We start from the raw sequence: 22,715 nt of genomic DNA, 5'->3' as shown, positions 1-22,715 counted from the left end.
AAGCAGCACTACTTATGGCATAAAACGAAGGCGGGATGGCTCATTATCGTTTGCACCTGTCCAGAGTTGAAAGGCTTCTTGTGCCTCAAGAGAAAAATCGTCAACAGTGGATTCTATGTCACAGAAGTAGCCGTCGTCGTCGAATGCGAACAGGGCAGGAAGGTGTTGTGGATGGTCTGTCCGAAATGCCAACAGCTTTCTCCCATCACGAGAAAGCTCTGGAGCTGTACCGAATATCCAGCGAGGAGCAGGCAGGGGATCGCTCTCATCCGAACATACCGGTAGCGGCGAAAACCACTCTAGAACGCTAACGAACGCTCCGTAAGCTGCTTCAGCGAAATCCTCGTTGAAGCACTCCTCAGGGCCAATACCGCTTGCAAGAGAGCCAAAGCTTCTTGTCTGAATTTCGCAGCCTTGGTCACTCTCTACATGGTCCATAATGTAGTACCAGCGGGGATGCTCAAGGCACACAACGTAGTAGCGGCCTGGTTCGTCAGAGTAAGCGATAAGCCATTTTGTGATGTCCATAGCATATAACTCAGTGATGCCATGCTTAGTGATAAGCAGTGCTTTCAGCGACCAACTATTTAGCGCGGTGGACGCTTAATGCCGAAGAGGTCAGCGGCGACACTCTTTCGATTCGATGGCCCGGTGTCTGGATTCTCTTTAGTTTTCTGATCACTGCTTCCAACGATACTTGATTCGCCGCCACGCTCGCCAGATGTCGCATCTTCAGATTCGCGGTCCATCGTGCCACTCCCTCCATTATCGGACTTGTGCGGGAAAGCCGTTTCCAGTGGCTTGATACCCGGAAGTGAATTCGCATCCTCCGGGACGATAGCAAACCGACAGAAACGAGGGCTAAACGCCTGAGGAAAGGCGACTAGGTCATAGCTCTCCGGGCCAATCTTCTTCATGTACTGGTACGAGGTATGCCAACGAGCGATTGGAATGGATGATAGGTAATCATTAGTAACATCCATGAAGATATCTCTTTGATAGTCGCCGTCAGCAACGTTCTCTTGATGGGGAGCGAGACCTGCGATCTCTGAATTAGCCTCCAAAGGCAAAAAGTACTCTCGGGGCTGAAGATCACTCTCTGGACGGGGGATGAAAGTCTCAAGCATCGAATCACGGAGACGAAGCTGTGCCACATTCAAGTTTCCTACCTCAGGCCGCTTGACGAGTTGCATGCGATGAAAAAGACTGATTGAAGTATCTGTTGCAGGATCAGCGTGCGTGAAGAGCACCTTGCCAGGGAGATCTGCTCGGTATGGAGGATGAAGGTAGCTCTTAAAAAAACCGTGCAATCCGTTTTCAGTCGAAGCTAGAGGAAGGCCTCGAATTTCGTCAGCCGAAACAGCGGGCTTTGATTCCTCATGGACTGAGACTGACTTACCTTCGCGACTAGAGTCAGTTTCTTTTAGTCCAGGATTGGTTGTGCGTGTTGTTCTGAGGCTTCGAAGCTCAAGTTGCCCGAACTGATCCGATGCCCAGGAGGCGGTCTTACTTGCATTTACGCGAAGAAACGCAAAATGCCCACACATACCAAGAAGCCCCTCTGTGTCTTCACCGTAGACGTTGTTGAGTGCTGTTAAGTCGTGTAGTCCAAGGACTACTGTGACGCCAAGGCTTGCACCTGTGCTGAGGAGTACGGGAAGTGATGGAATGCGGCCAATGTTTTGCAACTCGTCGAGTATCAGGAAGGTTTCGCGAGGCTTTTCGACTTGGGAGTCAAGCAAGCACTCGCTTATTAACTGAATCAGTACCTGGTTGATCGATCGCATTGCAAGCGAGTGCTTCTCGCTATCTGAAAGCACAATGCTGTCTGAACTCTTAGCAGCCCAGTCGCGAATACTGAGCATGGCTGAGGTCTTATCCCATGCTGCTGCAATTGGCTGAAGCGGAGCAAGGTAGGTTGCAAGCGTGGAAAGGATGTCGGCTGAGGAACCGTGCGGTGAGCGAAGATAGCTTTCAATGGCGTCTCGACCAGTAGGACTTTTTGAGAGCACCGCTTGGAGGTTTGCTGGCTTGCACGCGATAAGGAGGTCCATCAACGTCCAGAGTTTTCCTCTCACTTCTCTAAGCGACATGATGGCCGCTGCGAGTAACTCTCGTGGAGCGTTGACAAAGTAAGGCTTCTCGTGGCCTGTTGACGGGATAAGAATCTTTGCTATTTCGCGCGCAAAGTGTAGCGAATTAGCATCGGCTGCAATGTCCCAGGCAACGCCTCTTTTGTCGAAGGGATTGAGCAAGAAGGTGCCTGGGGGACGATCTTTGTATGCCGGATGTCTTGGAACTCCTTGGAGTATCGGATAAAGCTCGCCCTTTCGGTCGTAGGTGACGAACCTGACTTTCTGCTGCTCTTTCTTTCTATGTGTCCCAAGACTTTCAATCAAAAGTCGAATCGTTACGGTTTTCCCACTCCTCGGCATTCCGACAATGCAAAAATGCGCTTTCCGAGCCTCCTCATAAGGGAGAAGCAGCGCGCCGAAGCGTAAATGGTCAAGTGTAGCGTCACCTCTAATGCCATAGATTTGCATTAGTGAGTTCTGGCTTACTAGGGGGGCGCCACTCGTTACTGAAGCCCCATTGTTTACGAAAGGAAACCATTCACTACCCGGTACTTTGTAAACTAGCTCCCACTTGTTCTCCTCGACCCAGCGGCGTTGTTCTGCATTGAACGTCTCTACCCATGAGTCTTGAGCCTTGTGGAGTGCATGAACGTAGTCATTGTGAGCGTCTTGGCTATCGGCAGCCCCGCGATCAATTCGTTCTAAGTATTTCTCCAGGTCAATTAGTACTGATTTAGCTTTCGATATTCCCTCGCAAATACGTTTCAGCTCTTCGTTATCGAAGGCCCAGCTAAGCGCGTCCCAGGCAGCAGCGATTTCATCGTACTGAAAATGCAGGTTATTCGTAGAGTGACTATGCTGATGTAACCAATACGTTGGGAAAGTCTTCGCGATAGTGATCGCTGACTTAAGCGAGACACCCGTGTAGTGATGCCAGAAGTGCGGATTGCCAAGCCTTGCGTGGTTCAACAGGTAGTTGCTCATTATGCACCTTTTAGTACGCTTGGCCCCAAGCGTTGGTTTGCGTTATCGCTTGGTACTGGGTTTGCGTTGATTGCTGTGTGAAGGTATTAAACTGCTGGTTTGAGTTATACATCTGCTGCTGCAAGTGGTTTGAGCCCGCTCCTTGATACAAGTAATTGTACTGCTTTGTGTAATCATCCGCCCAAGTAGATGTTTGAACAGAGAAGGGCTGCCAGCTACTGGCGTTATTGCAAGTGTAGTGAGTGCCACCGCTTTGAGCGTATTGCTGAGTGTCAAAGCCTTGCGTTATTGGTCGATCTTGAGAGGTTTGGTAGTTGTAGATTTCTTCGACGTTACTTGCGGATTGCTTTGCTTGTGCTTGAGTTAAGGCATGAGCACGAGCGAGGTCAAGCCGCTTGGCTTCAAGCTGCATCGCTTCTTCCTTGATGAGCATTTTGTGTTCATCAAAGGCAACACGAATAAAGCCTGATTGCTCATCAACACTAACCACTTTTCCTCGCTCACCTCGTTTGATTCGAGTCTCCATGTAGGGCGGCTGATTGAACGTGATGCGATCTCCTGGAACCAGTCTTAGCCCATTGGCCGACTCAAGAACGGACGCAGATTCATGAGCCAAGCGTTCGTGACACAGCTTGTTTAGCTCTTCAGCTTCAACGCTAGTCCTCGTAAGAATAAGCGTATTGCAATCGAGTTTTGCATTTGCTTTGAGATAGTCACCAACGAGCGTGCTAAGTACCTCGTCTTTGCTATCACTCGTTGCATCCGGAGGTTGCAGTAAATCTGCGGCCATGGAGAGGTCAGGGCGAGTTGCCATCTGCTGAGCGAGCGGTGACTCCTCGATATTGTCCATGCACTCATCGAAGTGGCTTTTTTGCCCGTAGAAGGTCGTCCTAAGCCTCGCTCTTGTCGCCTGCACGTAGGTCGTTGGAAGGTCTTGCATTCTTCCCCCTGCAAGCACATAGGCATGGTCGACAGTTGCACCTTGTGCCTTGTACGTGGTTAGAGCGTAGCCGAGGCGAATATTGGAGTAGCGTTTTAGCGGAATCCGAACCGTTTTTCCGTTATCTAGCCTAATGGCTAGCTTCTTTGCGATGGCATCCATCGCGATGACTACACCTAGGGTGCCGTTCTCAACACCGTATTTCGTTGAGTTCTGTGTGAACTGAACACGGTCGTGAACATGGATGTCAGCTTCAGAGCTTCGACCAAATCCTTGGTCATCTTTGACCGTTATGCACTGACTAGCCCGAAGCCACCCAGCATCGAGTGCCTTTTTCTGGCATAGCTGATTGGCCACCTCACAATCAGCATTGGTGGAGCAAAGAATTACAGCTTTCTCAGGAGTAGTAAGCCCTTCGCCCGTCCAATCAAGTACCATCTGCTGAATCGCTGCGTCTTTGGTGTCGCTCACTCGGATTTGGTTCCGCTTTTCATAGAGTGCAAGTGCCTTTCCGGGCTGCCCCTTTGCGAAATAGCGAGCAGCATCGCGAGCCCATCCTTCAACTTGTCGCTGAATGTCTTCAAGCTTTGAGTAGCCACAGCGCTCAGATAAAGCTAAAAATGGAGCTGTACCTTCAACAGGGGAAAGCTGATAAGGGTCGCCAGTGAAAAGAATGGTTGCCCCGCTTCGCTTAATCTCGTCAAAAAGCATCTGGTTGTGGCGAAGGTTCACCATGCCCGATTCGTCAACGATGAGCACTTGGCGTGCGTTTAGTCGCCTTGGCGCTGGCTTTTTGTATCGATAGGTTCGCTTTCCTTTCATGGCCCGAGCGAACTGCTTTATGTGGTGCTTCGCCTTAAAGCCCCATTCCGGATCAAAGTCAGCGAACATTGAATGAAGAGTACTCGTTTCAATTCCAACGCTGTCAGCGAGCTCAATTGACGCTCGTCCAGTTGGAGCGGCCCCAATAACTTCGTAGCCCTGTTTTTTCCACGCTTCAACACACGCCCGGAGTACGTAGCTTGTTTTTCCAGTCCCTGCCATTCCGTGAAGAAAACGAAGCGAATTGTTCGATTGTAGTAGCTCATCGACTGCGAGTCGTTGCTCAGAAGTTAGCTTTGAGTGGCGACTGAGCGTGTCTTCCCTTAGGTCGTCTGGAACGCTGGCCCCCTCGGTTTGAAGCAACTCAAAAGCGTCATCAAGCAACTGCTTTTCTTTTTGAAGCATGGCTTTGCTCGTGAAGCGATAAGAGCCGTCTGGCAAATCAAGCCTTACTATCTCTTCGCTGTCTCGAAGAAAATCTACAGCTGCACTAACGACATCCCCTGGTGCGAGTGCTTTCTCTGGAGCAGCGCACAGAGCTTGAAACAGAAAGTCTTCCTTGCTGAAGTGCGACGTTGTCTTGAGCGCCGCTTTTAGAGCCTCGTCGATGGCAGAGGCCATTTGACTGCCGGTGTCTCGCGGAGGCTTCCCTCCAAGGTTCTTTACTGAGCAATCAGCAATCGTTTTGTCGGCAGCCCTAAGCTCTGCAATCTCTGCTTGCCAACGCTCAAAGAGCACTGACCTAGGTGGCACGTTTTCCTTATTCCGGCGCGTTTCCAGATTTGCGTAGAGGCTTTCTTTGGCCGTAGCGTCTTTTCCGACGGCAGCCAGCACCTCCTTCCTGCGTTTTGAGAAGTGATCGCTTAGCTCTTTTGCGACGCCAACGACATCAAAAGAGTCGCCGTAGCGTTTCATCCTGAGGCCAAAAGTTTCCTCAAGTAGCCGAGCTAGCTCAGCCCGGTAGTAGGCCCCAAGTAGCTTTTTGCTGTCAAAGAGCGGAAGACTGAAAAGCGAGCGGGAATTGCCTTCCTTATCAAACCCAACGTTAGCAATCAGGGCATGAGTATGAAGCTGAGGGTCTTCAGCTCGACTCGTTCCGTGCTCAAACGTTGCCGCAATGATCTTGGCTGGCTCTAGGCTTCCAGAGCCAGCTTTCCCAGTGCGACAGAACGCAAGGTGGCGCTCAAGATGAGCCAGGGCGGATTCAACGGCTAATTGCTGGAGCTGCTGAATTGTCTCCCTTACTTCCCGGTCAGCATCAGCCCAAATGACGCTGACACTTTTTGGAGCGGAGAACGTGTGGTCAAAGCCTGGACGACGGCCTTTCTTCCCGGCATTCTGGACGAGCTTATCTTTCCCTCCAGGGCGAAAGCCACCGAAGATGCTCCTAAAATCACCTTTGTCTATTTTTCCTGAAACGCCAATGTCGGCTCTTCCACCTCCAACCCAAAGGCCTGGGGGCTCGCCTCCATTTAGAAAGTAGTCCTCTGTTGCAAGCTCAAGGTAGTACTCAAGGTCGGCGATGGGACTAATGGAGAGCAAGCGTTCACTCCTGCTTCTGAAAGAGCGTCTTGTCCACCCAAAGCTTCGCTTCCTCGCTCGTGACCCTGCCGGAAGCAACGAGCAAAGCCTGGACAGCGACAGCAACATCAGTTCGAAGTTCCTGAACCTCAAGAGCTAGCTGAGCAATCTGGCTAGCCATCGCCTTGATGTCAAAATCGTCTCCGGCTTGCCGTTCCAGAGCCTCCATCAAGAGATTCCTGGCGGCCATGTGCAGACTCACACCAGGCTCCGAACGCTCCTCTAGCATCTGCTTGTAGAGCGAGTCGAGCCGGAAACTGACCGGTGCGGATTCGTCGCGTTGTTGCCTTGCTGCCATCGGGAGAACTGATTCCTGCAAATAGGGGCGGGATAGCAGTCAATTTAGCAGGCTCTCAATGCTCAATGAAGTGTATACGCGTCAACAAGTCTGCCCGTAAGGACTTAGGGCGATTGCTCAGCATAGCGTAGACAGACTTGTAGACGCTCTGCGGGGCTGTTTTTCAAGGAAAGCGTGCGGCTAATAAGCCGAGCGTCTACAAAGGGACCGTCCACCGGAGGTGATCAGGTGTGCCCAGTAAGAGAGGCCTGGGTGAGATGGAGAGAGCGAAGCGAGCGGATTCGATCCCGGGCCTCGATTCCATAGGCGATTGGATTTGCTAGGTGAATAGAGTGAACCGCTAGCGTTCGATTAGCAAGGAATCTCTGGCTTCTACAACCGGAATGTCGATGCGTCTCGTTTTGAGAGCGGGATAGTAATTGAGGTTGAGTTGACGACAGAAGATAGGTTGAGCTTGGTTGTGGCTTTGAGATGATGAGAAGGTAGGCGAGAGGCAAGGCGACCAGCGGGAGCGAGCCAGGACAGAGCGTTGACTCGGGAGTGGAGAAGGGTGCCAGCCGCACAAAGAGCGGCTGGCCAGGCTCGCACTAAAACGGTAGCCAGGAGGGAATAAAGATGATGGCGGGAACAACGATGGCAGAGACCAGGGCCGTTAGCCAGCCTGGAACGCGAATAACGTTGTCGAGCGATTCGACAGAGCGGTCGCTGGATTGCTGACTGTCTATGCCGAAGTGATGGTCGAGTAGCAATAGAAGCGTATCGCGAATTTCAACAGGCGTATCGTCTCCTTCAACTCTACGAGCCTGTGGTTCACCCTTGCGGAGAACAAAGTACGGAAGTTGCTCTTCCTCGGGTACGCTTCCTGTGGCTAGCAATTGAGCTAGAGACTCGAACTCTTGCTCTACGAAAGCAGAGCTGGAGTGCTCAGTCTTGACGTGCCGCCAGTGGCCTGACCCGTCGATTCTCTCGACCGTGAGGGCGAGAAAGAAGCCATTCTCGACTAGACATACTCTCACGAGGCCTCGCAAGTCTGAATGGTAAAGCGTCTCAATTGGTGGTTCAAGGTAAGTAGTTTTCATGCTTAGCCCTCCACCATGAAATCGGCCAATGTCCCGCTCTGCGACAGGCATCGCGGGTCCTCGTTGTAGGTAATGAGGTCGAAGTAAGGAGGGTGCAGCCAGATGAAGTCGAACTTGCCGAGACCATCGTAGCTCCCTGGATAGCATGCGTCGAGGCCGTCTCGTAAGTCAAAACCATGGCATGGGATGTTTAGCGAACGAGCTACGTCAATCGCTGTACCGCTACCTTGCATCGGGTCAAGGAAGTTCTCGGGACTGAAGAACGTGAGGAGGTCACGTATCAGAAGGCCGGAGCAATTGCCCGGGTAAGCGGCATCGCCAAAGTCACCGCGGCCCTCTTCAGCATGTACGCTGCATAGCTTAGGTGCGGGTGTTGTCGAAGCCGGAATATTTAGTTTCACGTCAATAGTTGTCATTGTTAATTCTCCAAAAGTAAAAAGCTGACCCGCAGTGGCGGGCCAGCCAAATGATTTATGCGGCGAGTTGCTGCTTTGAGTAGCTTGCCTTTTTTAGCTCGATTTTTTCTCGTGCGATTTCGCCAGCCTTATTGAGGTCGTCTAGGTCTTCCTCGCTGAATGCTCCCGTCTTCCAGGTACCGTCACCAGCCTTGTAATTACGCTGAATGTAGGTTGAGAAATAAATGCTCCCGTCTTGCGATAGGTTCTCGAAGACGCTGATTTGCAGTCGTCCAAGTCTCGTTCTGTAAATTGGACCATTACTTTTTTGTTTTTTCTTTGTCATGTCATTCTCCTTTTTTTGGTTTGATTGAACTTCATATCCCCTGTGGGACGGTGACGTTGGGCGGCAGGCGTAAGGGTCCGTGTCAAGGTTGCTGACTTTTTTTGGGGTCCCCGTGGATTCGCAAATAAAACGGCGGCGAAGCCGCTCTACAGACATTGCGAATTTAAGCGGGGTCGAAAAAAAGTGCCCGCTAGGGCACCCGAAGGGTCAGCTGCCTTGACACGGGCACTGCCTGTCGCATAGTCACCATAGGCCCACAGCGGATATGAAGAGCAATCAAGGCACAGGATTTGGGACTGCAATCAAAGCATAGTTTGGTACTTGCACCAGAGTTGATGCCTACTCCATATGTGCTTTGGACAACTTAACGGAATTGATGAATAACTTTGTTGCCATGATTTGTTCGCCGTGAAGCAACTTGCTGTCGTCTACAGGATGTACGCTTGAATCCGCTCTAGTATTGAGACAACTATGCACTACTTACAGAGGCAACCAGCGATTGAGCCTGACAGAAGTACTACCGCTGTTTGAATCGAAAATCTTTCAACTGCTGCTAACGGTTTGTGAAGTGGTGAGCCTCCAAGTTCTTGCGTTAGCCTAAGGTGACTTCGGGGAAGCAGAGCGGAGTTTCGGGACAGTCAGCGAGAGTAGCGAAGTTGAGTTGGCCGTTTAGGCCACGAGAACGAGCGGGTGAGTGGGCACCGACTAGGCAGTAGGCGATGGAGCGTGCTCCGACGATCCGTAGCTGCACAACTTCTGTTGGACGGGCACGGTGGGTGGAGTAGGCAATGAAGTTGAAACTGGCAATGAGGAGACAGCTGACAGGCGGGAAAGCCTGTCTCGCATTGGCACCACATGGGGATCAACTAATTCCGCATCGTCCCCTCATTTTCGAAGCCACCGCAGTGGACCGTCTGCTTCAAGCTCTTTTCGGAAGATCTATCTGCGTTGAGCTTTTGAAATCACGCAGAAGTGAGAGAAGCAACTTTTTTTGGTCCCGTGTTACGGCAACGAACCAGTGGGGTCAGAGCGCATTTTGTCACTCAGTGATTGCCGCACCCGCTCTGCCCCGTTACCCTATTGGGCATGGCTAGACCGCTAAGACTTCAATTTGCGGGGGCTCTTAATCATGTCGTGTCGCATGGCAACGACAGGCAAAAGCTCTTCACAGACGACAAGGACCGAGAGCGGCGAGTTGAGTGGCTAAGGCGCACAGTTGAGCGCTACGGTTGGAAGCTCCACGCGTTTTCGCTCCTTCGTGAACGGGATCACTTATTCGTTGAAACACCGGAGCCGAATCTTTCGGCTGGAATGCAGTACCTAAACGGTTGCTACACGAGCTACTTCAATAGGCGGCACGAGCGACGTGGACATCTCTTTGAAGGCCGCTATAGGGGGCACCTAATTCAGCCAGCCGGATACTTTTTGAAAGTCAGCCGTTATGTCCACAGACTTCCACTGAAAGAGCGGCTCACCAGAAACCTTAGACGATATAGTTGGTCAAGCTTTCCTGGCTACTGCGATGCTGCCGATTCGCTTTCGTGGGTTTACTACCAGTCCGTGCTGTCAGAAACTTCGGGGGCAAACAAACGAAATGCATACGCGAAACTCGTGCTTGCAGGGGGCAGGGAAGCAAACAAGTCTCCATTTGTTGGCGCTTCTGGAGGAGTGCTCGTAGGTTCTGAAGAGTTCAAAAGCTCTGTACAGCAATCCATTGAAGTCCCTTCAATTTCTGAGGGACTACCGCAACTAAAGGCGCTTGCTAAGAGGCCACCGCTAAGCAAAGTAGTGAACGTCGTAGCTAGGCAATACCGAAGCGATGCTACTTTATGGGCCAGCGGCACTCGTCACGATACAGGCGCTCGCTCTGTAGCAGCCTACGTTGCGAGAGACGTATTTGGCTACTCGGCGGGAAAGATCGCAGAAGCTCTTGGCTACAAGAGCCACGGTAGCGTTCGGTCCGCAGTGCTACGAGTAACGAATCAGAAGCTACTTTCCAAAGAAGAACTCGATCAGATTCGCTCAGAGCTAGAGTCGCCCTAAACGCATACTTCAGTACCTTTCCTCCAACGAACTCAGAACACAACCGCTTTTCAAACGCCTAGAGGACATATCCATGCCTGAGTACCGCTATGTGGAATTTCCAGACGCCAAAGTTTTTGATGAAAATGACAAGCGAAAGCAGGTCAACCACGTCTTATTTGGAGACTGGGTAAGGCTTGAGAGCAAGCCAAGAAGTGGCTGGGTTAAGGTGCGCGTACGCGGCACGACAGGGCAAATGAAGGTCGAAGACCTAAGAAAAGATCGCGTACTTGAAGTTGTCTTTACTGACGTTGGGCAAGGCGATGGATGTCTAGTGGTAACGCCGCAGGACAAGCACATAGTGATTGATGCGGGTGCAAGCGACAACATGCACCGATTCTTGAAATGGCGATACGCTGGATTCAAACGCAAATGGACGTTCGAGTCCGCAGTGCTAACGCACCCAGACCTTGACCACTACGAAGGCTTCAGAAAGCTTTTTGAAGAAGAAAACGTTCATTTTAAGCACGTCTACCATAATGGCATTATGGAAGAGCGTGCAGGAGGCTCGAAAGCACTTGGGGCGAAAAAGAAGATGGGGGGCCGCTGGCACTTAACGGAGCTACTGCAAACGAAAGCAGACTTGAAGCGATTTCTCAGCGACACTGTTCGCTGGAAAAAGGGTAACTCAATCAAAAAGTACGCATCGCTTCTAGATCTCGCGCTCAAATCTGGGAGAGTTGAAGACATTTCAATGCTTCACGCTGAAGCATCAGGCGAGCCAAAGTACCTTCCAGGCTACGGGCCAGATAAAGAACTACAAATTCAAGTGCTTGGCCCACTTGTTGAACGAGACGACAATGGCAAGCCCACGCTTAGAGTATTTGGACCAAAGCCAACGTCAAGAAGCTTTGACAAGGGGAAAACGAAAAACGGCCACTCAGTAATTTTCCTCCTTCGTTTCGGAGACGTAAGACTTCTGTTTGGCGGAGACTTGAACACATCTGCTGAAGCATTCTTGCTCCAGCATTATGCGGATCTAGACTTTGATTGGCCTTGGAGTGCGAATGAGGAGCAAGAAATCGTTGATGCCGCATCTGAGAAGCTTGGCTGCGATATTGCAAAAGCATGCCACCACGGATCAGCGGACTTTCTTGACGCGTTTCTAAGGGCTACGAACGCTGCCGTTACGGTCGTTTCAAGCGGGGACGAAGAATCGCACGCCCATCCTCGCCCGGATACTCTTGGGGCAATCGGCCTTCATGGACGAGGCTGGAGGCCACTTCTGTTTTCTACCGAGCTAATGCGGTCTACTCGTGAAGACGAGGGAACTATTCCAATCGAGATCGGGCGGTACCGCCAAAAGCTCGAAGATGAAACTGACCCCGCCAAGCGAAAGCAGCTTAAGGAGGCACTTGACACCCTCGTCGATAAGCTGCTTGAACGCAATGTTACAGTCTATGGATCAATCAATCTCAGAACTGACGGCAGGAACACGATCTTGGCGTACAAGCTCGAAAAAGAGCGTCAGTACGGTAGAGCCATCACGAAATGGGATGTGTACCCACTTACGCGGTCAGGGAACGGACCACTTAGTTACAAGCCAGATGGGGCATCGTATTAGACGTGTCTTAATACTTCCATCCTTTTCAAACTGAATTGTTGCAAATTGACTGCCGCTGTGTTACTCGTAGCCATCTAAACCTTAACAATTGTAAACACGGGAGTGTATGAGTGCAGAAACGCACATAGGCAGGAGTATCTCATCGGAAAGTGGTACAGAGGAGACGTTAGGCGCCAATTTGCCTGGACTTGTTGCTGATAACGCTCATGAAGGGCATACGTCGGCTATAGGCAAGGAACTTCTGTTTGAGGAGTTGGCAGTTGAAATTGAAGTCATGTATGTGAGAGCGGCGAATGGTCGATCGAAACCTCCCATAGTTGTTATTCCATCGACGGGAGACAATTGGGAACGCATCTTTTTACCACACCCGCGATCCACTGCCCTAGCGTCAATCACAGATCAGTACACGGTTCATCTTTACGAATCGGTCGATTGGTTGAACGAATTGCCTACACAGATAATTGTCAGTGGAACAACTTTCCGATTACGCTACTTGGAACGCTTTCCTGGTGGGTCTGGCACGATGGAAGGCGGTGGTTGCGGACTTTCTGTTTCTAATTGGTAAAGCACTATCCCGATAGATTTTCCTTATCCTCGTCATCGGAGCGAGCAAGTTGAGATGATGGAACAGCGTTTTTCAGTGAGTTAAACTCCGCATCCGTTAACACACGCACACACAATTGTCCATCGATCTCAGTTAAACCATGCACGCTTATCGCACTACCTTTAGCGAGTAGTTCAATACGCTTTGCCTCCTCAGGATCGATTACAACACCTGGTAGTATTGTTGGAATTCCAGGTGGGTATGGCACGACCATTTGGCAGGCAACATGTCCACCTGCTTGTTGAATTGGGATTTGTTGTCCTGACGACGAGTGAGCATCTCGTGGCAGTACTACAATTTGATCGTCGGTGTATCTCACAATGTCACATTGATCATTCTGCCAGCCAATGTATTTCTGGCAGTCATTCAATGCGACTTTTAATCTTTCTGTGTGGTCGCGGCCGATACCTGCCAGGATGAGAAAAAATAAGTGACCACCAATAGATTTGTGCCGCGTGCCGCCATGCGTAAGCATTTTCTTGTCCCAGGATATGCGGTGTCGGGCGAATATCCTCTCGACTTCCGGGAAGCTACTAGAAGTAGGGGCAAGTGCAACAGTCAGCTTGAGCGGGTCTAACATGTATTCTTCGAAGCCTTGCTGCTTCCCCACTATTTGTTCCAAACTGACGTCAGCGTTGTGCTTTTGTAGTAGCTCGCGTAGCTCGTGAGCCAGCGTTAAAAGCCGTCCAACGAGCCCCACACCTTCTCCTGCCATCTGCGCAGTAGCACAATCGAGAGAGGCAATAATCGGATAATTGGGGCTTGTCGATAACCAGTAGCGGTTTACATCTGCTAAGTAATGCCAAAACTCATGCAACGAGCCAAACCGCTCTGGGAGCCATTAGACATTGCCTGACGCAAAACATTCTACGAATGCTTGCCCGATATGAATCATTGAGGCTTGACTTAATGCTGAAAGCATCTTGTGAGTCGATTGAACAACTATATGAGCACCGTCGCCGTCCCCGGTTCCAAGTGCGTTAAATCGTGCAGATGAACCGTCGTTAGTCATATAAGCCGGATGGAATCGCCCATAAGGCAGCCATGCTTCATCTGCATAGAACAATACCCCGTGCCGATTGCAGAGGTCTGCAATTTTGCTGACTGGGTACATTGCACCTTCATAAGTGCAGGATGTAAGAATCAGCATGCGTGGCAACATCTTTGCCTTCTCCATGCGCTGTATACTGCTACCGATTTCCTTGATAGACACTGGTAGCCATATCCCGAGGTCGGCGTTGTATGCTGAATGAAGATACACGGGTAGCGCACCGGCAATTACGATCGCTTGATGAACAGACTTATGGCAATTTCTGTCGACCAGTATCACATCTCCTGGACGAAGCAAAGCCATAAGCATCACATTGTTAGAAGTTGAAGTGCCGTTAGTTGAGTACAAGGTAAATGCAGCTCCAAAAGTATCAGCAGATTTCTTCATGACCGCGTTCATTGGAGTTGACTGCAAAGGCTCCGATAGATCACCAAGATCTTGTATTGACACTGAAACGTCACTCGATAGTGCAAGACCACCAGCAGGCGCAAACAGCTCGCCAAAGTCTCCGATAAATGGTGAACGGGCGTACGCGTTTCCTTTGTTGTGTCCAGGGCAGAACCAAGTATCGTTGCCAATGATCGCGTGTCGCTTTAGCCGATCCCAAAATGGAGTCGACCACCGATCAGACAGACACCTGACAAGTACATTGACTACTTCGGCAGGGTTCTGAAGGGCATCACGATGCAATATCTCCAGGCATGCACCGGGAACTGAAGCAAAGGATGCGGTATTAACACCTCCGGAGGTGAGGATCACGACTGGTATGGCGGGACAGGTTGAGCGCAACCATGAGAAAAAGTACTGCCCACGCCCAATGTCAAGAGTCTGCACGTACTCGGGCTCTGTGGTCTCTTCTAGAGGTAAGAAAGCGTCAAGCACAATTAGTACAGGATTGCATGGGTCGTGAAGTGCCTTCACATTCTCAATTGCGTGAATGATTCCTGCTGCATTAGTGAACGTATGAGCCTTGACGCTCGGTCTACGTTGAGTTCGACCACTGAAGTAATGGTCGTGAAGTGATCGCTCCAAAAGAGGCAAGCATGACGAAAAGGCTTCGCAATCCGAATATGAACGCTGGACGACAAATACGTCGAGATTTGTTGCATGCGAAGCTTGAACAGAATCTGTGAACGGTCGATCCATTACACTACTCGAAACAATGTTGCTTAGGTGTGGGGCAGCGAATATTTCTTTGTTTGTGTCTTCCGCTTGTAGCTATGCTTATCACGGATCAGAATTCTATCACGCCCAAAGCAAGACTACGAGAGCTTGCCAAGGTAAGACGTCACCAGCGACAAGCAGCGGCTTCCGAATTGAGCATTGGAAACTATCTAGCGATTCCGGCGTATCAACAGGACTTGATGGCAGAACTACGGAGGAGTCCAGAATTGAATGCTTCGGGCTCGACGTGTCAGTTAGAAATTAATGCTTCCAATGACATGCGCATGTTCTGATCTGTGTAGCTTTCCCAATCCAGTTTTGTCAACTTCGCAATCCAACCTGAATCTTCCAACGCCCGTTAATCTGATACTCGCAGTTCGAACACACATGCTTCGTTGTTCGGTGAGAGTCTTCGACAATCTGCGTCAGCTCAAGCGTAGGCCTACCAGGAGCACAAAGTGGACAATGCCTCTCTACGAAGCCAGAAGTATCAACACGAGCGAGGCCCTTAGCTCTGAGGCCAACGATCACTGACTGAGGGTCGTTAAAGCGTGCGTCATGGAGGTCGCCATCAATAACTCTCACCCCGTTCCACGTTCTTGGCAGCTCTGGCCAGAAGACAGACGTGACAGTACCACCACGACTTAGCACCTCAGTGGCCTTTTTGGAGCATCGCTTGTCGCTAGAGTAGGTGAGGTGATAGTTGGCGGGAAACGTGCAGTCAAGAAAGCTCAAGGCTCTCTCGAAGCTCTTCGTATAGTCGTAAAATTTAATCGATTCGAACTCAGAAAACAGCTTTGGCTGAAAAGTCTCCCAGGCAACGTCGCTGGTTCCATTCAAGCGGACAGCAGGCACCAAGCCATATTGCAGAGCGTCTGTTTCTAGTAGCGTAAGCTCTGAGTAGAGTCGCTTCAGAAATAGCATTGGTTGCTCGATCAGTAGAGCAGTGCGTCTGTCGCGTGCAGCAACATGCGTTGGAAAGCCCATGCGACCGCTCGAATGCCCCAAACAAGCATCGCGGCATCCTTTCGTTGCATTCGGGCAGAAGATTCCTGGCGTCAGATACAGCACGCGAACGAGAGCACCAAAGTCTTTGCACTTCTCTACTTTTGACGAGGTACTCAGAAGCCGTCTCGGCGGCCCAAACTTTCTGAGGATTTGGGCAGGTGTCATCTCCAGGTGATTCGACTTAAGGTCTGCACTTTTAAGGATTCTGAGCGATTGTACTTTTTGTTGATTCATTTCGTTTCTCCGAGATACCAATGGCTGAGCCATCGTGGTTCGGAGAACACGCATCACGGCTAGTCAAGGGGAAGTCTTTCGGCGATAGCCGAAAGCAGCAGCCCCGAAGGGGCGGCCCTTGACGCCGTGATAGAATGAACGTTCCAAAGATAGTGAGATTTGGCGTTTATGAGTGCGTTGGGGATAGCATGTGTACGGAGTGGCCAGCGAATTTTGTTTGTATTCTTGTCAGATATTATGAGACACTGGATTCATGCAATGGCAAGAAAGGATAACAATCGACCCAGACGTATTGGCGGGAAAGCCAATCATAGTTGGGACGCGGATAGGGGTCGTTTTTCTGTTAGAGCTTATGGCCAAGGGTTGGACAATGAAGCAACTGCTCGACAACTATCCACAGCTACAAGCTGCCGATCTACAGGCTGTATTTGCATACAGCGCGGCACGTTTCAATGACGACCTGATCGATCTGATTGAGGAGCAATCACCTGAGTGAAGTTTCTCGCAGACGAGAATATTCCGTGGAGCGCTATTCAGCGACTCAGGGAGAATCAATACGACGTTTTCGCAATCGGGGAGCACAGCTACGGTGCTAGTGACCGCGAAGTGCTTGAAATTGCCGTCAAAGAGCATCGTGCCATCATCACCTTTGATCGAGATTACGGTGAGCACGTATTTTTAGAGAAACTCCCGTGTCCGCCGGCGATAATCTACCTTCGCTTTCGCCCTCAATCACCCGAAGAGACTGGCCGCCTCTTGCTCGGCTTCATAGTCCGCTCTGGGAACTTGCTTGAAGGTTCGTTCTGGGTGGTCGAAGCGGGATGGGTTAGGAGAAGTCCGCTCACGAGAAGCCGTTCTTAGCTGGAGCTTGACGACTTGCTTCTAAGCATAGCTAATAATTCCAACTACTTAGATCGCTAGAAAAGTAATTCTCGTGATCTAGAAAGGCACTCTGCATTAAAAAGTTGCTGGAATCGCTGCAAATTACTTCTTTAAGCTAGCTGTACTCTTTTGGTAAATGTCCGGTTTCGCATGGCACGCCTCGCCTCAAGTACTCATCTCTAACTGTCTCCCGTAGAATTGAGTCACTCGATAGTTCAATACACTTCTGCGTGGCGTCCCAGAGAGCTTGGTTAGGATGATTCGTCTTAAAAAATACATCGCGAGATTGATTCGCGAGATTCTTCCAGCGAGAGTTCAGTTGTCTTTTCAGCACCTCGCGATCGTCACTGCTGATCACTGGGCCGCCACATCTCCCCGAAGCATAAGCTGCAAGCTCAGCCAAGACTCGTAGTGCCATTGAGCAACGCTGATACTCGCATGCCAATGAAGTACGGTACGCGATTGGTCTCCAGAGGGCATCCATCTTGCCGCGCCAACCGGTCGCAGATGCAATGTCTTCAGCAGCTTGAAAGAGGTCTTGAAGCAACGCCCCAGCCTCTCCATGTCTTGCGAGTTCTTTCGCTGCGTTTGTCCTCTCAAAAAGCTGCTTTGACTGCAGGGCGGTTCTCCGTAGGTCCAGCGATTTTGCAGTCGAGAGAAATTCTTTGGTCTGTTTGTGCTCTATTTTTGTCGAGCTTATATGCTGAGATTGCGAGAAACATGCCTTTTCGAGCCTTACATCAGCCACCCATTGAGTGTCTTCATCTTGGTCTTTCTCATTGTGTTGCTCTCTCTCCAACTTCACCATGAGAGGCTACCTGCTTCTGGGCTGCTAATCAAACATTATAGGTATCGCAGTGTCCTTGTCTTGAAAGTCCGGCTCTTACAAGAGCAACGGAATGCATTCTAAGAATACCTGATAGCTCCTCACATCTAGTCGGCTAGCTTCGCTCCGAACCGACTAGCAGTACAAGGAGCAATCATGCAGAACACTAAGATTAACAATCAGTCGATGGTAGAGCCCATTGAATCCTTTCCAAGTTTTGTGACTCAATATTCACTTGCAAACGCAACTTCGCGAGGCATTGTGATTGAGATAACTCAGAGCGTTAGCCGATCAGCATTTTCTGATGGGCTAGTCCGAGTCTTTCTGACCGCACGGCTTCTCAGAGCACTTGGGACCAGTTGTGTTAAGAACGATGTCGTTGTCGAGAAGGAGCACTGCTTAGCACATGCAGCGTCTCAGGCTTGGCAGAGAGCAAACGAGCTAGGTAGAGAAGCTACGACCTTTTATTGCAGCTCAGTATCTGATACCGATGGCATTCCTGGTGTCCAGTTGCGACTAGAGAGAATGCGTTCTAGGCCTTGTTCGGTTTTCACCATTGGATTCCCAGAAGACTTCTTGTCATTGGGGTGACACGGGTTTGCCTGGAGGAGAGCCTCCAGGCCCCTCCCCTATTGATCGCCGGAACTAATATCCGAGTTCAGCCAAAGCAAGCCTAACGCCAAGCTCAACAATCTCTTGCTCGTTTCTTGGCTCTTCTTCACTTAGCTCTCCATAGCGAGCCTTCCTTTTCTGGCCGTCAACCGCATCTTGCAATCTCAATTTCGTTCGATGCGTCAATCCCACAGTGTGCCGAACCCATCTTGAGAGCAAGTCATTGGGGATTCTCTCAACCTCGCTGCCCATGGAGCTCGAAGATTTATTTCCTGCTGCTTTGAAACTACTTCGCTGTTTGGAACTACCAACCTTATGGACTTCGACTGCTTCCCCACTCTCGTCGTCAGCTAGTTCTTCTATTTCAATACCGGCCCTTAGAGCTTTTGCTGTTTGGATTGCATCACTAATTGATTTGCTTGGTTTACCCATTGGCTACCCTCCTCCGCCTTACCTTATTCTTCTTGAGTCGATTCATCGTTACTACAATGTCGCTAAGTAACTCGGCATATAGCGACTCTAGGTCGCTTTTCGCAGCAGACTTCCCGCCATTCACGACCACAGTTCCATCCCACCGAGCACTTTCCATTGCTCCGGCATCGATACGCACCGTTTGCTGCATAACCTTTAGGGATGGAGCCAGTTCCCTCAATTGTGCCCGGAGTTCCTTGAGCCCCCTATCCAGCCGTGTTATGCGTTTTCTGCGGTCAACTTGGTTAATGATTACGCGACCTTCTAGTAATGGATTCTTCGCTTTTGCTGCCTGAAACACTCTCTCTACTACCGACAGTGGCTCGAAGTCGTCAAAATTTGGCGTGACGGGAACTAGCAGATACTCCGAGTAGCGAAGCACTTCTAGATTTATCTCTGCCGTATGGCTGTAGCCTCCTGGGCAATCAATAACAGTGAAGTCAACTTCGGCTCCCAACCTCGCAAGTAACTTCTTCAGTTTGCCCTTCGTGGTTGGCTGAAAGAGCGTAATCTCTGGTTCGGCCGAACCGAGAATCGTGGTTAGAGATTTGTTTCCGTACTCTCCTCCATCAAGGTCTATTGCTGCCACTTTGTGGCCCTGATTGTGCAGATGGACGGCAAGATTTGTTGCGTTCGTGGTCTTTGATACCCCACCCTTCGAACTACCTATCGCTATTCTCATGCTGGCAGAATGACACCTACGGAAGCAGTCTGACAAGACACTTTCTTCGCAACTATGGTGAGAAAGCGAACTCGTTCGAGGCTGAGGACGTGGGTTACGGTGATAGCCTCCTTAAATGCTGCATCTCGAGATGACAAGATGCTGGGATGGATGCCCACCGGGTTCTCTGACTTGACCTATGCCTTACGCTAAGTACCGCGTTCCAGAGGTCTAAACCGTGTAGTCGCATGCGGAAACGGTCGAAAGGGCAATCAACTGCGCTAACTATCCATAAAACGTGAGTTAGGGAGGTTGCTCTACGAAACGGTTCGTATTGAGTTGGCGGGCTGAGGGACTCGCTGCCCCCTGAGTTCTCGGGCTCGACCTGTGTCTTAGGCGCAGAACCGCGTTTTGACGCCCCGTACCGTTTACTCACACTCGAAAACGACCGCGCGGTCGGTCGACCGTGCGGTCGGACGACCGCACAAGCTCTGCTTACGCCTCAGAGAGGCCTGAGCCATCGAAGCTGGGGGATCTCTGGCTAAAAGCGCCGGCCGGTAGCTAGTAGTGACCTACCACGCAGCAAAGGGCTACTCAGCCAGAACTATGCTCCTGACCGACTATAAGCTGTTTGCTAGCGATTCGCATCTGTGGTACTTCATTCTTACTTTAAGTCTGTTAAAGCACGAATCGCGAGGGTTGAAAAGAGGGTAGGTTTTTCGATGCAGCTCTAGCCAGCAAGGAGTCTGGACGAGTAACAAAACCACTCGCTTTTGAGACCGAAGAAGGGATTGAGTGATTCGTATGTGTCGACCGGTTGCAAGCAGAGCGGGGTGTCTTATCGCAGCTGCTCTGAGAGCGGTTTCCAGTGGTACTGACAGGAGCCACAGTACACTTGGCTGTTGCTTGAAGTCATGACGTACGCTGGCACAGACATATGACGTACATTGCCACAGGCAGAGGCGTACACTGGCACAGGACAATGGCGTACGCCGTCACAGGGCTTGACGAACGTTGACCCAGGAATTGACGGATGCTGACACAGAAAGGTTGGCGTATCTCATCGAGATAACTAGCTATTCGGATGGGTAATAGATAATAAAAGAGAATAACAACAATACACGTGTTGTTGATTCTCTTCTGACAAAGAAGAAGGGATGCCGAAGGAAGAGGCCTCGATATTACTGGATTCAAACGCTCGCGGCGTCGATGGCCTCAACCTGGTTGAGTTCCCCCTAACAGTGCTCTCGCGTAGATCCCCTCCGGGTAAGAAGACCCTTGAATTTTGCGAACGCAGGCGAGAGAAGGGCCGGCAAATTGAACGCCGTTTGACGATAAGCGGATCGGATAAGTATGGCCTCCCAACCTACAGACACCACGACCTCCTCGTCGGGCTAATTCAGTTGACTTGGGAAAAGACCGGAGCAAGCAGCCCAAGGGTCGAATTTACTCGATATGAGCTACTGAAGCTGCTCGGCTGGCCAAAGACAGGACGCTATTATGCCCTCATAGAGCAAGCAATCGATGTTTGGATGGGAACAACCCTTTACTACAAGGACTCGTGGTGGGTAGACGGTGCGTGGAAATCAAAAACGTTCAACCTGCTAGAAGATGCTGAGATCCACGGGAGTAGGGGAGGAGGTCCCCGAAAACGCACAAAAGAGCAATTACTGAACGAGCCGTCCTACGTGGTCTGGGGTAGCGTTCCGTTTACTGACTTTCAAGCTAAGCGTACAAAGGGATTGGACTACGGTTTCTACCGAAGCCTGAAGTACGCGGTATCGCGGCAACTTTATCGCTATCTCGATAAGTGGTTTCACTACGGACCTAATTACAGGTATCCAGACTTGAGAATGTTCGCGTGCGAGAAGATCGGGCTGAGCAGACGACACGACAACTCAAACTTAATACGTGAACTAGAACGGGGAGTGGGCGAATTGGTCGAACGAGGCTATCTATGTGATACGAGCAAGCAAAAGCGGTATCGAAAGTCTGGAAGACTCTACGAAGTGTGCTTCGAGCGAAAGAAATCAAGGAAAGAGTTCACCCGACAGCCGTCGCTAAGCAAAATGCAATCGGAACTTGTGGGCGAACTCAAGCGAAGGGGATTACGGAATGAAGTCCCGCTGGAATTGGTCCAAGAATGCACACCCGCTGATATCCGCCGAACCATCGACAACTTTGACGATAGAGTCGCGCATGGCGAGAGCGTCTCACCAGGTTTTCTGGTCGCCGCGCTTAGAAGTGAAGAAGGCTACGCCTACAGAAAGGGATTTGAGCCCCAAACGGTAAAGGACGCAAGAAAAAAGGCGAAAGAGGAATTGGAAGCCCTGCGAGAGAAGCACGAGATCATTTTGCGGCAAATCGAGCAATCATTAGAAACTCTGCCAATAGAGTCACTCACTAGTCTCAACGCACGTCAACGAGCGATGCTGGAGCAAGAGGCACTTACTAAGTCCAGCAGTTATATTGCTGATGGGCTAGAGAGGGCAGAGCGAGAAGGAAACTTTGGCAAATCAAAAGAACTAAGAACATTTGCAATCCAGAAGCTCTACAAATCAGTCGAGCGGGCTGTAATTGACGAGGTGGACACTCGCGGTGCAGCGACCGCATGGGTCAAGTACACAACTCAGCTTCGTCAGGAGCTAGAACTTTCTCCGCTCTGGTCAGAACGCAAGTTCATCAGCGACTCGATAAGGAAGGCAGAAGTCAGGGTCAGTTCCTTGCCGAAAATCAGTGGCAGATAGTAGCTCACGGATGGTCCACAGTTCTGCTTACAAAGTGTCGTGCAATTGTCGCCATCACTATTTGAAAAAACCGAGCGAGGCTTCGTACTACATTTCCGGTCGATTGAGGACGACATAGGACGATCCATCGACCCATCCATTTTTTGCGAAACACCACTAGGCCCAGCAAAACAAGGTATTTTTGGAGATAGTCGCCTGGCGTATGTCTTACGACAGAAGCTTCGGAGGCCGACACTCTATCCAGTTGAGCTACGGGGGCTGAAATATCTATGGTATCGAACTTCCGGTG

The 22,715-nt window shown here is 50.5% G+C and carries 16 protein-coding genes; 4 read left to right on the top strand and 12 right to left on the bottom strand.

Annotated elements, in window-relative coordinates:
* Nucleotides 1-12: 12 nt before the first annotated feature.
* From RIB44_14295 to RIB44_14265, 7 genes are all read right to left on the bottom strand, one after another.
* Entirely contained in the window at nt 13-528 is a 516-nt protein-coding gene (locus tag RIB44_14295) for a hypothetical protein (GenBank protein ID MEQ8617739.1), read from the bottom strand.
* A gap of 59 nt (nt 529-587) precedes the next feature.
* Nucleotides 588-3,059, bottom strand: a complete 2,472-nt coding sequence (locus RIB44_14290; GenBank protein ID MEQ8617738.1) for a type IV secretion system DNA-binding domain-containing protein — start codon at nt 3,057-3,059, stop codon at nt 588-590.
* A 10-nt stretch (nt 3,060-3,069) separates the two neighbouring features.
* Complete coding sequence (gene mobF, locus RIB44_14285) at nt 3,070-6,363, bottom strand: MobF family relaxase (GenBank protein ID MEQ8617737.1); 3,294 nt, start codon at nt 6,361-6,363, stop codon at nt 3,070-3,072.
* 4 nt (nt 6,364-6,367) lie between these two features.
* On the bottom strand, nt 6,368-6,700 hold the full coding sequence (locus RIB44_14280; protein MEQ8617736.1) for a hypothetical protein: 333 nt from the start codon (nt 6,698-6,700) through the stop codon (nt 6,368-6,370).
* Between the two features lie 587 nt (nt 6,701-7,287).
* Nucleotides 7,288-7,779 (bottom strand): hypothetical protein, encoded by a 492-nt coding sequence (locus RIB44_14275; protein MEQ8617735.1) that lies wholly within the window; start codon nt 7,777-7,779, stop codon nt 7,288-7,290.
* Between the two features lie 2 nt (nt 7,780-7,781).
* Entirely contained in the window at nt 7,782-8,195 is a 414-nt protein-coding gene (locus RIB44_14270) for a hypothetical protein (protein MEQ8617734.1), read from the bottom strand.
* 55 nt (nt 8,196-8,250) lie between these two features.
* Nucleotides 8,251-8,520, bottom strand: a complete 270-nt coding sequence (locus RIB44_14265) for a hypothetical protein (GenBank protein MEQ8617733.1) — start codon at nt 8,518-8,520, stop codon at nt 8,251-8,253.
* A gap of 2,116 nt (nt 8,521-10,636) precedes the next feature.
* Here RIB44_14265 and RIB44_14260 point away from each other — a divergent pair.
* On the top strand, nt 10,637-12,166 hold the full coding sequence (locus RIB44_14260; GenBank protein MEQ8617732.1) for an MBL fold metallo-hydrolase: 1,530 nt from the start codon (nt 10,637-10,639) through the stop codon (nt 12,164-12,166).
* A gap of 569 nt (nt 12,167-12,735) precedes the next feature.
* Here RIB44_14260 and RIB44_14255 read toward each other — a convergent pair.
* From RIB44_14255 to RIB44_14245, 3 genes are all read right to left on the bottom strand, one after another.
* Nucleotides 12,736-13,587, bottom strand: a complete 852-nt coding sequence (locus tag RIB44_14255) for a hypothetical protein (protein MEQ8617731.1) — start codon at nt 13,585-13,587, stop codon at nt 12,736-12,738.
* Between the two features lie 24 nt (nt 13,588-13,611).
* The gene (locus RIB44_14250) at nt 13,612-14,580 is read right to left on the bottom strand and encodes an aminotransferase class I/II-fold pyridoxal phosphate-dependent enzyme (GenBank protein MEQ8617730.1); all 969 of its coding nucleotides are present in this window, start codon (nt 14,578-14,580) and stop codon (nt 13,612-13,614) included.
* A gap of 726 nt (nt 14,581-15,306) precedes the next feature.
* On the bottom strand, nt 15,307-16,227 hold the full coding sequence (locus RIB44_14245; GenBank protein ID MEQ8617729.1) for a hypothetical protein: 921 nt from the start codon (nt 16,225-16,227) through the stop codon (nt 15,307-15,309).
* A gap of 253 nt (nt 16,228-16,480) precedes the next feature.
* On the opposite strand from RIB44_14245, the gene RIB44_14240 reads away from it, so the two are divergent.
* Both RIB44_14240 and RIB44_14235 read left to right on the top strand, forming a co-directional pair.
* Nucleotides 16,481-16,723: a DUF433 domain-containing protein gene (locus tag RIB44_14240; GenBank protein MEQ8617728.1), complete on the top strand. Its 243-nt coding sequence runs from the start codon at nt 16,481-16,483 to the stop codon at nt 16,721-16,723.
* Complete coding sequence (locus RIB44_14235; protein MEQ8617727.1) at nt 16,720-17,088, top strand: DUF5615 family PIN-like protein; 369 nt, start codon at nt 16,720-16,722, stop codon at nt 17,086-17,088. The genes RIB44_14240 and RIB44_14235 overlap by 4 nt, the downstream gene beginning before the upstream one ends.
* Nucleotides 17,089-18,580: 1,492 nt before the next feature.
* Here the strand turns inward: RIB44_14235 and RIB44_14230 are convergent.
* Nucleotides 18,581-18,979, bottom strand: coding sequence for a hypothetical protein (locus RIB44_14230; GenBank protein MEQ8617726.1), 399 nt, complete (start codon nt 18,977-18,979; stop codon nt 18,581-18,583).
* Nucleotides 18,972-19,700 carry a ParA family protein gene (locus RIB44_14225; protein MEQ8617725.1) on the bottom strand — a complete coding sequence of 243 codons (729 nt, stop codon included), beginning with the start codon at nt 19,698-19,700 and terminating at the stop codon, nt 18,972-18,974. The genes RIB44_14230 and RIB44_14225 overlap by 8 nt, the downstream gene beginning before the upstream one ends.
* A 1,136-nt stretch (nt 19,701-20,836) precedes the next feature.
* On the opposite strand from RIB44_14225, the gene RIB44_14220 reads away from it, so the two are divergent.
* Nucleotides 20,837-22,426, top strand: coding sequence for a replication initiator protein A (locus tag RIB44_14220; GenBank protein MEQ8617724.1), 1,590 nt, complete (start codon nt 20,837-20,839; stop codon nt 22,424-22,426).
* The last annotated feature ends 289 nt before the right edge of the window (nt 22,427-22,715 follow it).

The organism is Lacipirellulaceae bacterium, from assembly GCA_040218535.1.
Classification (GTDB): domain Bacteria; phylum Planctomycetota; class Planctomycetia; order Pirellulales; family Lacipirellulaceae; genus Adhaeretor.
Note: the sequence above shows the minus strand (reverse complement) of the source record. Positions and strands in the feature narration are given on the sequence as shown.

Excerpts from the sequence above, each read along its gene's own strand:
- RIB44_14295 (MEQ8617739.1), bottom strand. The coding sequence starts at position 528 with ATGGACATCACAAAATGGCTTATCGCTTACTCTGACGAACCAGGCCGC.
- RIB44_14290 (MEQ8617738.1), bottom strand. The coding sequence starts at position 3,059 with ATGAGCAACTACCTGTTGAACCACGCAAGGCTTGGCAATCCGCACTTC.
- RIB44_14280 (MEQ8617736.1), bottom strand. The coding sequence starts at position 6,700 with ATGGCAGCAAGGCAACAACGCGACGAATCCGCACCGGTCAGTTTCCGG.
- RIB44_14275 (MEQ8617735.1), bottom strand. The coding sequence starts at position 7,779 with ATGAAAACTACTTACCTTGAACCACCAATTGAGACGCTTTACCATTCA.
- RIB44_14270 (MEQ8617734.1), bottom strand. The coding sequence starts at position 8,195 with ATGACAACTATTGACGTGAAACTAAATATTCCGGCTTCGACAACACCC.
- RIB44_14265 (MEQ8617733.1), bottom strand. The coding sequence starts at position 8,520 with ATGACAAAGAAAAAACAAAAAAGTAATGGTCCAATTTACAGAACGAGA.
- RIB44_14260 (MEQ8617732.1), top strand. The coding sequence starts at position 10,637 with ATGCCTGAGTACCGCTATGTGGAATTTCCAGACGCCAAAGTTTTTGAT.
- RIB44_14245 (MEQ8617729.1), bottom strand. The coding sequence starts at position 16,227 with ATGAATCAACAAAAAGTACAATCGCTCAGAATCCTTAAAAGTGCAGAC.
- RIB44_14240 (MEQ8617728.1), top strand. The coding sequence starts at position 16,481 with ATGCAATGGCAAGAAAGGATAACAATCGACCCAGACGTATTGGCGGGA.
- RIB44_14230 (MEQ8617726.1), bottom strand. The coding sequence starts at position 18,979 with ATGGGTAAACCAAGCAAATCAATTAGTGATGCAATCCAAACAGCAAAA.
- RIB44_14225 (MEQ8617725.1), bottom strand. The coding sequence starts at position 19,700 with ATGAGAATAGCGATAGGTAGTTCGAAGGGTGGGGTATCAAAGACCACG.
- RIB44_14220 (MEQ8617724.1), top strand. The coding sequence starts at position 20,837 with ATGCCGAAGGAAGAGGCCTCGATATTACTGGATTCAAACGCTCGCGGC.